General features: G+C 38.0%; 11 protein-coding genes, 1 rRNA gene and 1 pseudogene. All 13 read right to left on the minus strand.

Annotation, left to right across the window (positions count from 1 at the left end; translation table 11 throughout):
* Positions 1-13 precede the first annotated feature (13 nt).
* Positions 14-1,525, minus strand: a complete 1,512-nt coding sequence (atpA, locus tag HG567_RS05380; protein WP_000080476.1) for a F0F1 ATP synthase subunit alpha — start codon at positions 1,523-1,525, stop codon at positions 14-16.
* Positions 1,526-1,547: 22 nt separating this feature from the next.
* Positions 1,548-2,090 (minus strand): F0F1 ATP synthase subunit delta, encoded by a 543-nt coding sequence (locus HG567_RS05385; protein ID WP_202139444.1) that lies wholly within the window; start codon positions 2,088-2,090, stop codon positions 1,548-1,550.
* Positions 2,091-2,606, minus strand: coding sequence for a F0F1 ATP synthase subunit B (locus tag HG567_RS05390; protein WP_000244688.1), 516 nt, complete (start codon positions 2,604-2,606; stop codon positions 2,091-2,093).
* A 3-nt stretch (positions 2,607-2,609) separates the two neighbouring features.
* Complete coding sequence (locus tag HG567_RS05395; protein ID WP_128069776.1) at positions 2,610-3,044, minus strand: FoF1 ATP synthase subunit B'; 435 nt, start codon at positions 3,042-3,044, stop codon at positions 2,610-2,612.
* 110 nt (positions 3,045-3,154) lie between these two features.
* Entirely contained in the window at positions 3,155-4,027 is an 873-nt protein-coding gene (locus HG567_RS05400) for a ParB/RepB/Spo0J family partition protein (protein ID WP_202139445.1), read from the minus strand.
* A gap of 3 nt (positions 4,028-4,030) precedes the next feature.
* A complete protein-coding gene (soj, locus tag HG567_RS05405) occupies positions 4,031-4,822 on the minus strand; it encodes a chromosome partitioning ATPase Soj (RefSeq protein WP_202140245.1) in 792 nt (263 codons plus the stop codon).
* A gap of 5 nt (positions 4,823-4,827) precedes the next feature.
* Complete coding sequence (locus HG567_RS05410) at positions 4,828-5,466, minus strand: biotin--[acetyl-CoA-carboxylase] ligase (RefSeq protein ID WP_202139446.1); 639 nt, start codon at positions 5,464-5,466, stop codon at positions 4,828-4,830.
* Positions 5,463-6,374: a methionyl-tRNA formyltransferase gene (gene fmt / locus HG567_RS05415; RefSeq protein WP_421812929.1), complete on the minus strand. Its 912-nt coding sequence runs from the start codon at positions 6,372-6,374 to the stop codon at positions 5,463-5,465. Before fmt ends, HG567_RS05410 begins: the two co-directional genes overlap by 4 nt.
* A 16-nt stretch (positions 6,375-6,390) precedes the next feature.
* A pseudogene (locus tag HG567_RS05420) lies at positions 6,391-8,022 on the minus strand (AAA family ATPase); the annotation flags it as partial.
* A 60-nt stretch (positions 8,023-8,082) separates the two neighbouring features.
* On the minus strand, positions 8,083-9,372 hold the full coding sequence (locus HG567_RS05425; protein WP_202139448.1) for a DUF2130 domain-containing protein: 1,290 nt from the start codon (positions 9,370-9,372) through the stop codon (positions 8,083-8,085).
* Positions 9,373-10,044: 672 nt separating this feature from the next.
* Positions 10,045-11,548, minus strand: a 16S ribosomal RNA gene (locus HG567_RS05430).
* Between the two features lie 488 nt (positions 11,549-12,036).
* Entirely contained in the window at positions 12,037-12,222 is a 186-nt protein-coding gene (locus HG567_RS07960) for a hypothetical protein (protein WP_183004680.1), read from the minus strand.
* Between the two features lie 72 nt (positions 12,223-12,294).
* On the minus strand, positions 12,295-13,080 hold the full coding sequence (locus HG567_RS05445; RefSeq protein ID WP_202139449.1) for an NYN domain-containing protein: 786 nt from the start codon (positions 13,078-13,080) through the stop codon (positions 12,295-12,297).
* Between the last annotated feature and the right edge of the window lie 557 nt (positions 13,081-13,637).

The raw sequence follows: 13,637 nt of genomic DNA on the forward strand, positions 1-13,637 counted from the left end.
TTCTAGCCGTCTCCTACTCGCTATAAGTGAGCTTAAATTCCTCTAAGACTTTTCTTAGCATGGCTTCTAAATCCTTATCCAGCGCTTTTTTAGTGTGGATTTCTTCTAAAACTTGGGGGTATTTTGCTTCCAAGAAAGGGTGCAGTTGCTCTTCAAAATCCACGACTTTTTTCACGCTCACGCTGTCTAAAAAGCCCTTAGCCCCAGCGTAAATAATGACCACTTGCTTTTCAATGGGCAAGGGCGAATAAGGGGCTTGTTTCAGCACTTCCACCATGCGTTGCCCCCTTTCTAATTGCTTTTTACTCGCTTCATCTAAATCAGAAGCGAATTGCGTGAAGGCTTGCAACTCTCTGTATTGCGCTAAATCCAGGCGCAAAGTCCCTGAAACCTGCTTGGTCGCTTTGATTTGAGCGGCCCCTCCAACCCTTGAAACCGACAAGCCCACATTAATAGCCGGGCGGATCCCTGAATAAAACAAATCCGTTTCTAAGAAAATTTGCCCGTCTGTAATAGAAATGATATTCGTAGGGATATAAGCTGAAACATCGCCCGCTTGAGTTTCCACAATAGGGAGTGCGGTCAAAGAGCCGGCACCCTTTTCATCGCAAAGTTTAGCCGCTCTTTCTAAAAGCCGTGAGTGGATATAAAACACATCTCCAGGAAAAGCCTCCCTACCTGGGGGTCTTCTCAAAATCAAAGAAATTTCTCTGTAAGCGACAGCATGCTTACTCAAATCATCATAAATGATTAGGGCATGGCGGGCATGATCTCTAAAGTATTCCCCCATAGCCACACCTGAATAAGGGGCTAAATATTGCATCGCAGCTGAATCGGAAGCCGAAGCGTTGATCACGACGCTGTATTCCATCGCTCCGTATTCTTCTAATTTGCGGACCACTTGCGCGACAGTGGATTCTTTTTGCCCAATAGCCACATAGATACAGATCACATTTTGCCCTTTTTGGTTAATGATTGCATCGATCGCTACGGTGGTTTTACCGGTTTGTTTATCCCCAATGATCAATTCCCTTTGCCCGCGCCCAATAGGCACCAACGCATCAATGGCTTTAATGCCAGTTTGTAAAGGCTCATGCACCGATTTTCTGTCCATAATGCCTGGGGCTTTTTGCTCTATTAGGCTAAACTCATTCGTTTCTATCTCACCCTTGCCATCAATAGGCTCACCCAAAGCGTTTAGCACACGCCCTACAACCGCATCGCCAACAGGAACTTTCATCAAATTCTTCGTGCGTTTAACGCCAGTCCCCTCTTTAATATTGTTGCCAAAACCAAACACAATCACGCCAACGCTATCTTCTTCTAAGTTAGCTGCAACGCCTTTATCCCCTGTTTCAAACTCCAGCACTTCATACGACATCACACCATTTAAGCCATAAACCTTAGCCACACCATCAGCGTATGAAACGACCTTGCCGACTTCAGCCATATCGCAATCAAGTTCAAAATTCTTGATCTTTTCTTCAATAACCGAGCTGATTTCTTCCAATTTTAGTTGGGACATTATCTTTATCTCCTTAGATTGATTAAATAGATTGAATAACCTGTTTTTCTATTTTCTTTAAAATATCTTCTTTAGAAAAGCCTATTTCTAAATCCAGGCTTGAAACGCTCAAAGAAACCCCTTTTTTAGACCAAGTGTCTTGAGCGATTTCTACAGGAGCGTTAAAACGTGCTTGCAATTTTTGCTGCACGGCTTCCAGCTCATTATTTTCAAGCTTTTGTGGGACTAAAAGCGTGGCTTCTAAAGTCTTTTTAGAATCAAAAGACAGCTCTTGAATGATCAATTCCAGCATCTCAAGCCTGTTATTTTTTAACACCACTTCCATTACAGGCTTTAACACTGAACATGCTTTTGTGGAAGTTATTTTTTCTAAGATTTCAAACACAACCTCTTTTTTCACTTTTAAAGAAACATGGGCTAACACCTGGTTGAGTTTGTGCAATTTTATGGCTTCTATTGCATTTTTAAGCCCCACAACAATTTCTTCCAATAACGCTAAATCGCTTTTAGTGTGGTTTTTCAACGCCTTAGCATAATGCTTAGAGATCACTTTTAAATCTTGCATTTAAAGCCTTTGTTTCAAAATATTCACGCAATCTTGTGCATTGAAAGAGACTTTTTTGCTCTCTCTTAGATCTTTAAAAACGCTTTCAACCAGCTCTCTTTTGATCTTTTTAACTTCTAAATCCATCAACGCCTTAGAATTTTTGATCAAATTTTCCACATCCATTTTGGTTTGCAATTCGTATTTTTGCGTGATCGTGTAAGCTTCTTTATTCGCATCAGAAATAATTAATTCAGCTTTTTCTTTGGCTTGCTCTAATTCCTTAAGGAGTTTTTTCTTATTTTCTTTACTCACTTTAAGTTGGGCTTGAATCTCTTCTAATCGTTTGGAGATTTCAAGGCTTTTGGAGTGCAAAAACGCTCGCAGTTTTTTAGCCAAAAAATACCACAAAATCCCCGCAAATAAGAGGAAATTTAAAGATCGCTCTATAATATCTGTTTGTGAAATATCCAATCCAGTAGCACACAAAGGGCTTAAAAGGATTAAAAACCCTAACACCATTTTAACTAACACCATCCATCAACTCCCTAAACCCATAGCCACACGCTTGTTTAATTCGTCTTCAAATACCGGCATTTGCACTTGCAACTGCTCTTTTAAGACTTGCTTTTCATTTTGTAATTGCTTCGCAAACGCTTCAAACTCTTGATTGAGTTCGTTCTCTTTTTGCTTGATCACAGCGTCATAGGACTCTGTAGCTTTTTGAATCGCTTCTGCTATCATTTCCCTACGCTTTTCAGCCGCTTCTTTAAGAAGAGTCTCAATTTGATGACCAATCTCCACACTTTGGGCATTATCCGTTTTGATTTTAGCCAAGCTATCCTTTATCTCTGCCTGTCTGTTATCCATAAAAGCCAACAAAGGTCTATACACCCAAACATTCATCGCCCACAACAATAACACAAACACTATAAAAACGACCGCCATTAAATAGGGGTTAACCGATATATTCATAACCTATTTCTTTCCTAAAATCCTACAAAATATTTGAAACTCGCATTTGTTATAAAAACATTAACTCTATCTTAACAAAAAATCGCTTAAAAATTGAGAATATCTAAGCATTAAGACATCATTTTTTTCATAAAAGCCTCTAAAAGAGAATTTTCATAACATCGTAAAATGATTTTATTCCCTTTCAAAGCCGCTTTAAGCTTGTAATGATCCCACAAACTTTGATTAAAGCGTTCTAATTCATCTTCAGCGATGAGCGTTTGGGTTTGCTTGAAACCATGTTTTTTATTTTCAAAATTTGCGTTTATTTTAAAATCACGCACTAAATCTTCCGTCTGGCGCACGCTGAGTTTCTGCCCTATGATGGAATTTAAAATCAATTCTTGTTTTTCTCCATCTAAACCCACCAAAACTTTTGCATGCCCTGAAGTGATTTTTTCTTCTAAAAGAGCGTTTTGAACCTTAGAAGAGAGCGTCAATAAACGCATGATATTAGCCACATGGGCTCTGGATTTTTTAACGATTTTAGACAGCTCTTCTTGGGTCATTTGATAGCTTTCAAGCAATTCTTTATAAGATCTAGCCAACTCCAAAGGGTTTAAATCTTCTCGCTGGATATTTTCAATCAAAGCGACTTCACGCATTTTTTCTTGCTCAATATCCACAACAATCGCTTTAATCGTAGGCATTTTAGCCAATTTGCTCGCTCTTAAACGCCTTTCACCAGCGATCAAATGGTAACGCCCGTTCTCACTCACCACCAAAACCGGTTGCAACAAACCATGTTCTTTAATGGATTGCGCTAATTCTTCTAAAGAATCTTCGCTAAAGACCTTCCTGGGCTGGTAAGGATTAGGCATCACCTCATCAATACCAAGCTCCACAACCCGATTCGCTCTTTCATACAGCCCTTGCTCATACACTTCATTGATTTCAGGGAAAATATCCGCTAAACCCCTACCCAACACTTTATTTTTTGCCATATGCTACCCTTGAAGAATGCTTTGAGCTAATTTTTGATAAGCGATACTGCCATTAGATTTAATATCATAGAGCAAGATGGGCTTACCAAAACTAGGCGATTCTGCTAGTTTCACGCTTTTAGGGATCATAATATACTCTCCTGTAACTGAATCTCTAAAAAACTCTGAGTCAAAATACTTAAACAATTCCGCTAAAACCCCTTTTGTCAAATTGAGCTGAGGGACATGCATTGTGGGTAAAAACCCTCTGATTTTGAGCTTAGGGTTCGTGCTTTTTTGCAACATTCTAATGGTGTTAAGCAATAATTTAGTGCCTTCAAGGGCGAAAAATTCGCATTGGATAGGAATGATCACCGAATGGGCTGCTGAAAGCGAATTGATCGTGAGAGGCCCTAGAGCTGGCGGGGAATCAATAATAATATAATCATAAAGCCCCACCACACTCTCTAAAGCGTTTTTGAGCATGAGCTCGCCTCGTTTGTTCTCATCTTGGCTGTCATAAAAGGTTTTTTCAAACCCGGCCAAACCCAAATTAGAAGGCACTAAATCCAAAAAAGGCATTTGGGTTTTTAAGATCACTTGAGAAATTTGCTTACGGCCAATCAGCACATGATAAATATCATAATCAATTTTATCGCGCCTAAAACCCAAGCTTGAAGTGGCGTTGGCTTGAGGGTCAAAATCAATCAACAAGATTTTTTTTTCATGCACCGCTAAAGAAGCCGATAAATTAACCGCTGTTGTCGTTTTGCCCACACCCCCTTTTTGATTAGCCACTGCAATGATTTCATTCACCATACTCACATCCTACTATATATCTTATCTTTAATCAAAATGCGACCGTCTTCTAACAATTCCGCATCTTTCAAACTCACCGCTTCATTGCAATCATTATGGAAGCTAAAAGAGTGGTTTTTATGGAATTCTAACGCATACTTACTTAAAACTTCCCCCCAAAACAGATTTTCTTCTATTTTTTTTAAAAAGCCCTCTATAATCAAATCGTCGCTCGCGCCAATATCTAAACATGCCCATTTCTTTGAAACCCTATTCACGCCAATGCCGCACACCCGCATGTCTTTATAAACATTAACCAGCACGCCCCCTATTTTTTGACCCCCCAAATACAAGTCGTTAGGCCATTTAAGCCATGTTTGAGAGCCTAGCTCTTTTAAAACTTCCTTGAATAAAAACCCTAAATACAAAGCGTTCGCTTGCATGGGTAAATCGTTAGGCAAATCGCTTGCGTTTAAAGCGAGCGAAAAAGTCAAAGCGCTTTTTGCACTCTCCCAAATATTCCCCCTACTGCCTATCCCAGCGCTTTGGTTTTTAGCCACAATCAAAACAGGGGCTTTGAGTCCATCGTTTTTAAGTTTTTCTAAAAGATAAGTTTGCGTGGAAGGCAAACTCTCAAAAACCCTTTTTTCGCATTTTCTCATGCCAAAATACCGCCTATTTTCAAACGCTTGCCATTCAAATAATCCTTCGCTTTCAAAGGCTTTTTACCCACCGCTTGCAACCTTGCTATACGCACGCTACCCTTCAAGCAACCCACAAGAACGCCTTTTTCATCAATTTCTAAAATCTCGCCTTCCTTGTGGCTCTTTTCATTCTCCACCAATTCTACATCTAAAAGTTTAAGGCTATTTTCTAAAAAGATTTCTGGCCAAGATTTAAACGCAAGCGATTTTAAAAACAAGCTTTTAGCGTCTTTAAAACCCACTAAACCATCGGCTTTGGTGATTTTTTTACAAAAACTAGCCTGCATATGATCTTGAGGTTTTCTTGTGATGGAAGAGAAATTTTTGAGCGTTGAAAGAAGTAAATCCGCTCCCATATGCGCTAATTTTAAACTTAAAGCGTCTAAATCCAAATAATCTTCTCTTAAAAAAGAAGCGCTTTCTAAAATATCCCCGCTATCCAATTCCAAATCCATAAGCATGGTGCTTATACCATAAATCCTATCGTCATTGAGTATCATCTCATGAATGGGCGAAGCCCCCCTGTATTTGGGCAATAACGACGCATGCACATTAATGCAAGGAGCGATGGCTAAAACCTCTTTAGGCAAAATCTTACCATAAGCCACCACCACGATAAAATCAGGCTTCAAACCTTTTAAAATTTGAACTTCAGGCTCTTTCAAACTTTGCGGTTGGAAAATGGGGATATTTAAATGATTTTCTAAAATGTATGTTTTAGTCTCTGGGGCTTTCAATTCTTTTTTGCGCCCAAAAGGTTTGTCCCTTTGAGTGAATAGCCCCACCACTTCTATGTCTTTATCTCCAACTAACGCCCTTAAGATCACTTCAGCAAACCCCGGCGTTCCCATAAATACGATGCACATGCTATTCCTTGTTTTTAGTTTTTTCACCATCGCTTAAAATCATCTTAGCCTCACTATTTTCTAAAGCATCAGAATTTAAAACAATTCTATAGTCTTTATTCAAAGAATATTTAGGCAAATTTAAAACTTTAAGATAGTTATTAATGATTTCAATATCAGGGCGTTTTTGATCATTTAACTCTTTGAGTTTATTGTCAATTTTTTCTAAAAGGCAATTTAATCTCTCATACCCACGATTTAAAACTGATAGTTTTATCTCGGCCTCTTTTTTGATCTTTTGCCAATCGTAGCTATCATGTTTAGCCTTTTTAATCCTTGCTTCTTTCAGATCGGTTTTTAATTTTTCTAATTTCTCTTTTTGTTCTTTCTTTTGGTTTAAAATTTTTCTAGTCTCATTAACATGCTTTTGGATATTTTCTTGAATTTCCAACAATTTTTTATCTATCTTTTGAAATTCTTCCTTATTTTTAGCTCCCTCTTTTTTATCCACTTCTTTTTGAAGTTTTTCTAATAAAACTTTTATTTGCTCTAACGCATTTTCTAAACTTTCCTTATTTTTTGAAAAGTCTTTCTTCATGAAAGGTTCAAATTTTTCAAATGATTGCAATATTTCCTTTATATTCCATTGGTCTAAAATATTTTTTAAAGTCCCACTCACTTCTAAAGAGCATTGATTAAATTTTTCAACGCTCTCATTAAAGTAACTTGTATAAGCTTGAATAATCTCATGGGGAATTTTTTGAGTGCAAAAAGGGCATGCATTATCAGGCATTTCTTTTTGTAATTTTATTCCTTTCTCAATAAACTCTCTTCCAACCTTTCTAATATGCTCTTTAATTTTCTTTGAAACTTCCCCTGCCTCTTTATCTATATCAAAGGAAAATAAAAATTCTAACTTATCTTTTATTGTTTGATAATCTTTAGGCAATTCCATTTCTTTTAAACCATCAAATTTTTTCATGGCTTCATCCAATTCGTTAAAATCTTTTTCCAGTTTCATTAATACATCTTCTTGATATTTAAATTTATCCTTTGACACTTTACAGGAATTATTTATTTCAATCTCATTTAGTGTTATTTGAATAGTCCTTGAAATCACTTTTTTTCGTATTTTTTCTATTTCTTCCTTATATTTTTCAATTTCACTTTTTTGTTTAGCGGTCAAAGTTTCAGCGCTGTTCTCATCTTTAATTTTTTTTTGTCTTTTTTCTACTTTCCCCCTATAATCTTTTAATTGATTGATTTCTTTCGTTTCTTCGCCTAAAACCGAGCCTTCTAAAATGATAGTGCCATCATCTAGCTTTTTAAGTCCAAACTCACTATTGAAAGGCGTGTTATTGTGCAAAAAATCGCTATTATAGATTTCAACCTTAAAAGATGGTGCTCCAATATTGCTATTTGGCTCTATTGTATAGCTTCCATCTTTGCATTCAAATTCAATGCTTGGGGATTTATCAGCAGAAATGGTGCGATACTTTTCAATGTGCTTATTTTTTGAAATCAGTAGCTCAAAAGCCCTTGTCAAGCTTGTTTTTCCACGCCCATTATTTCCAAAAATGATATTATAGCGTCCAAACTCATCCATTTCAATCATGTCTAAACCACAAAACGCCTTAAAAGATTTTATCTTTTTGATATTGATCGCCATGTTTTTTCTCGCTTTTTTCTTTAATTTTTCTTATACAACTCAATTAGATACAAAATTATATCACTCTAAATCTTCCCCATCATACCCAAGCTCTAGCGCCTTCACTTGCCCAATAGCATTACCCGCAATGCCCTTAATAGAGCCATACATGTTAATCGTACCCTCAAACACTTTGTCAATTTGTTTTTCCCTGCTTTTCCAGATCCTATTCATCGCGCGTTTTTCGCTTTCTAAATCCGCTCTCAATTGCTCAAACCCCTCTATAATCGCATTCACTTGCATAGAAAATTCAGAGCTTGTCAAATAATGATAGAGCAGATTCACTTTATCGCCCTTATTTTCCTGACTTTTTTTAGCCAAACCTACTTGAATAACCCCCTCTCTTAACACCGCGCTCAACCCCTTAAACTCTTCAAACGAACACACCCACACCCCTTCAAATAACCCCATCCTCTCCATCTCTTTAGGCAACGCTTCACTCACAATGACCCCTACATCAGCCCCAATCTCTCGCATGTCGCTTTTAAGCTTTTCCACCCAAGCTTTTTGGAATTCTTTAGTGCGTTTGCTCTCATAATAAATTTTCCCGCAATTTTGAAATTCCCTAGTATGCACCACTTGAATGCAATCGCCCCCTCTTTGCCCTTTTTTGATTTCTTCAACACTATCTAGGGGGAATTTTTGCCTCAAAAACTCTTCAATCGCCAATTCTTGCACCTCGCCTTGGAATTGCTGTGAGCTTAATTCTGCCTTTCTTTGAGCGTTTTTCAACTCGTTTCTTAACATTTCTAATTGCTCTTCTTGCTGCTTGAATTTCAATTCATTTTTTTCATGCAAAGCTTTTTCTATTTTTTCCCTTTCCGTTTCCAATTTTTCATTCAATTTTTTTTCATTTTCCGCTTTCAATCGGCTCTCTGCTTCGTTATTTTCTCTTTTTAGCCTTTCAATTTCCGCTTCTTTTTGGTGCAATTCCTGAACTTGTTTGGACTTCTCATCCAATTCTTTTTGCAACAATTCCAAGCCTTTTTGCTGCTCTAAAAAAGCGTTTTTTCTGGCTTCTTCAATGATTTTAGCCCTTTCATCTTGCAAAGCTAAAGCGCTCGCTTGTTTGACCGCCTCATCAAATTTGGCCTGTTGCTCTTTTGCTCGCTCTTTTAGGGCCTCTTCTTTTTGCTCTAAATTTTTGAAATCGCTTAGATACTGTGCTCTTTTTTCATTCACCTCTTTTTCAAACTCTTTTTGTTGGGCTAAAAACTTATTTTGATTTTCTAACTCAATCTGTTTGTATAGCGCTTCTCTCACATCAATGAGCGTTTGACACTTGGGGCATGTGATTTGATTTTCTTGCATGATTTTCCTTTAAGATTTGGTTTTTTATATTTTATAATAGAATGAGATCAGTTTAATTTAAGATAGAGTGCCACTCATCAATCATTTTTTAGAATAAGTTATTTTACAAAGCCAATCTGATGAAAACAAAAGTATAAAACCAATTGCTTTTGGAAGTCTTATCAAACTCAACCCACATAATGAAAATCCCCTATTCGCATTTATTGCGCTTTCTTGCACTCAATTCCATTATTCTGGCATGTGCCTAGTTGCCCCCTATGAAAACGATTCTATTATTTTTGAGTTATTGCATTGCATTGATTTTCAAGCACGCAATTTTGAATACCAACAACTTGTTCAATTAGATCCGAAAGAAATTAAAACCCAAATCCTTGAGCGTTTAAAACACCAAAAGCAAAAATCAAACATTAAGAAATAAAAATTAAAACGCAATAAGTAAGAAATAACAAACAACAAGTAAACTAAACACATTAAACATTAAATATAAAGACACCAACAACTAAAAATATAAGCATTAAGAAATAACAAACAATAAGCAAACAAGAATTAAACAAAATCAAGAAGTAAAAAAGAAAGAAAAGCTCAATCTTTCAAAACTAAGCAACAAGAAGTTCTTTTGTCAGGTAATACTCTTTGGCTTTTAACAAGCGAATGTTAAAAGCTTTTCTCTAGAAAGGAGGTGATCCAACCGCAGGTTCACCTACGGTTACCTTGTTACGACTTCACCCCAGTCGCTGTGTGTGCCGTGGGCAGTAGCCAATTTAGCATCCTGACTTAAGGCAAACACAACTCCCATGGTGTGACGGGCGGTGAGTACAAGACCCGGGAACGTATTCACCGCAACATGGCTGATTTGCGATTACTAGCGATTCCAGCTTCATGCAGGCGAGTTGCAGCCTACAATCCGAACTGAGAGGCGTTTTGAAGATTGGCTCCACTTCGCAGTATTGCTTCTCTTTGTGCACCCCATTGTAGCACGTGTGTAGCCCTAGGCGTAAGGGCCATGATGACTTGACGTCGTCCCCACCTTCCTCCTCCTTACGGAGGCAGTATCCTTAGAGTTCTCAGCATGACCTGTTAGCAACTAAGAAAGGGGGTTGCGCTCGTTGCGGGACTTAACCCAACATCTCACGACACGAGCTGACGACAGCCGTGCAGCACCTGTTTTCAAGGTCTAGCAAGCCAGACACTCCACTATTTCTAGCAGATTCTCTCAATGTCAAGCCTAGGTAAGGTTCTTCGTGTATCTTCGAATTAAACCACATGCTCCACCGCTTGTGCGGGTCCCCGTCTATTCCTTTGAGTTTTAATCTTGCGACCGTACTCCCCAGGCGGGATGCTTAATGCGTTAGCTGCATTACTGGAGAGACTAAGCCCTCCAACAACTAGCATCCATCGTTTAGGGCGTGGACTACCAGGGTATCTAATCCTGTTTGCTCCCCACGCTTTCGCGCAATCAGCGTCAGTAATGTTCCAGCAGGTCGCCTTCGCAATGAGTATTCCTCTTGATCTCTACGGATTTTACCCCTACACCAAGAATTCCACCTACCTCTCCCACACTCTAGAATAGTAGTTTCAAATGCAGTTCTATGGTTAAGCCATAGGATTTCACACCTGACTGACTATCCCGCCTACGCGCTCTTTACGCCCAGTGATTCCGAGTAACGCTTGCACCCTCCGTATTACCGCGGCTGCTGGCACGGAGTTAGCCGGTGCTTATTCGTTAGATACCGTCATTATCTTCTCTAACAAAAGGAGTTTACAATCCTAAAACCTTCATCCTCCACGCGGCGTTGCTGCTTCAGGGTTTCCCCCATTGAGCAATATTCCCTACTGCTGCCTCCCGTAGGAGTCTGGACCGTGTCTCAGTTCCAGTGTGTCCGTTCACCCTCTCAGGCCGGATACCCGTCATAGCCTTGGTAAGCCATTACCTTACCAACAAGCTGATAGGACATAGGCTGATCTCTTAGCGATAAATCTTTCCCCCGTAGGGAGTATCTGGTATTAATCATCGTTTCCAATGGCTATCCCAAACTAAGAGGCACATGACCTATGCGTTACTCACCCGTGCGCCACTAATCAGCACTCTAGCAAGCTAGAAGCTTCATCGTTCGACTTGCATGTATTAGGCACGCCGCCAGCGTTCACTCTGAGCCAGGATCAAACTCTCCATAAAAGTGTTTGTCCTAAAGCTCTTTTGTTTTTTGATAGGCTATCATTATTTCTAATAATAGCTTTAGCGTATCACAAGAACTCGTTTTATACTTTATTGAATAAAACGGGTTGTGTTCTTAAGTATTACAACAACAAAACAGAAAGAAACTTTTCAAAAAGGTTTAGCCAAACGCTAACCTTAAAATACTCTCATGCCATTCAGTCATCAATCATAATGATATAAATGATATAATCATCATAATCAATGAAATTGATTGGCACTGGTTGGATAAGAATTTCTTATAAAAGAATGAAAGTTATTGAAACCCTCACTCTTTTTATAATAAGTCATCCTTAAATCATTTAGAATATCCCTTTAAAAAAAACTTCTATCAATTTGCTTAGTTTTCAAAGATCGTTTGCTTTTAATCAGCTATCCTTGTAAGTTATCAAGCGGCTTTTTAAAAGCCCTTGCTGAAACAAGGAAATGAAAGTATAGTCATAGAAAGCTTAAGGTTTGCTTAAACTATAAAAATTTTTGACAGAGTAAGTTAAAATTTTAAAACGATTGGGTTTTGAGAAATCTAAATACCGCCAAAAACACGCACACATTCCCCATAAAACCACTACTATAAGTGCTAATTTATCTCCGTTTTCAAAAATAACTCCATAATAGAGAGCAAAAAATGAAATCATGGATTAGAAAAATCCGCTTAAGCTAACCCTTTTAAAATGGGTGCTTTTTTGTCCCCTTGGTGGGGGATCGTGTTAGTTCTTCTTAAAGAGTTGGTCTTTAAATGGGTTGTTAAAAGACTCGTTGGTGGAAGAGTTCTTTTTCTTGGGGGTGTGCTGAGGCAAATTATCTACAATGTCAGCGACACTGCGTTCTCTCACATTGCAAGACTTCTTCAAGTCTGAAGGAACAGAATTGGGGCTTTCTTGAATGTTGGCGATGAAGACTTCAAAGCCTTTCTCCCAAGCGGCTTCTAACACAAGCACAAAATCGGTATCCCTGCTGAACAGCAAAATACACCCTCCTTGTTTGGTGCAATATAGCTTGGTAATATCGTGCGCCAACAGCGCATCAACTTGTTTTTGACGCAACTTTAAGTAAGGTATGAAAATCTTGGCTTCTAGACCATTATAGACTTCTTTGTCTTCGAACTTATATACGAATTTGAACTTTACCCGCCCGACTCGTAATTTCACTTGATTTTGTTGGGCGATCACATGGTTGAAAGATTGGATAATCCCTGATTTATTCACTCTTTCCTCATAATCTTTAGGATTCTTCTCTTTATACTCCTCAAGTTCTTCGTTTTTATTGCCCTTGATTCTAGGTTCAACTTCTGTGAAAGGCTCAGATACATAAAAATAGATCCGCTTCAATTCCTCTTCAGGCTCCAAAAACGAACGGATTAGCGCTAAGAGTTGATCGGGATTGTTGAAATTAAAATTAGGCTCTTTTAAACGCTCATCCGTTTCTTGGATTGCTTTCAAATCGGCGAGAAGATTTTCCCAATCCACAAAAATCGTGGTTTCAGTTTTTTCCATGCTTTCTCCCAAAATATGAATTTTGCCATAAGGGTTGAGTATAGCATGGGGATTTAAACATGCCTTGTTTTTTAAAATAAAGGTTCTGTTCTCATCAAACAGACACTCAAAGCCTTAATTAATTTCTTTCATTTTTTAAAAACTTTATAGTAAAACTTTCTTGAGAATATGAGGGGATATTTCGCGCTTTAATGTTCTTTCAAACCCTTTAAATCCCCCTTAACCTGATCGCTTTTTTTAAGGAGTTATCGTTTAACTTGCATCAGGCTTTTTGTATTTTGATGGTAAAAAACGCTTTTTAACCTTTTTTAAAATTTGACAACCAACGCCCCATTAAAAAACAGAGCCAAAAATTCAGTTTAACAAACAGCAAGCTAGAAAAGAAGCGATTAAAGCTTTGCCTTGAAAAAAAACGAACACCAACGCTAAAAAGAGTTTAGAGTTTTAAAAAAGTTGGTGGTAAAACTAAAAAGGGATTAAAAAACTCTTTTTCAAGCCAATCCAATCCATTTAAAAAGTTTTACGCTAATTTTAAGAGGAGCGGTTAAAAAACGGAT

The sequence above is a fragment of the Helicobacter pylori genome, assembly GCF_016755635.1.
Lineage (GTDB): Bacteria > Campylobacterota > Campylobacteria > Campylobacterales > Helicobacteraceae > Helicobacter > Helicobacter pylori_CQ.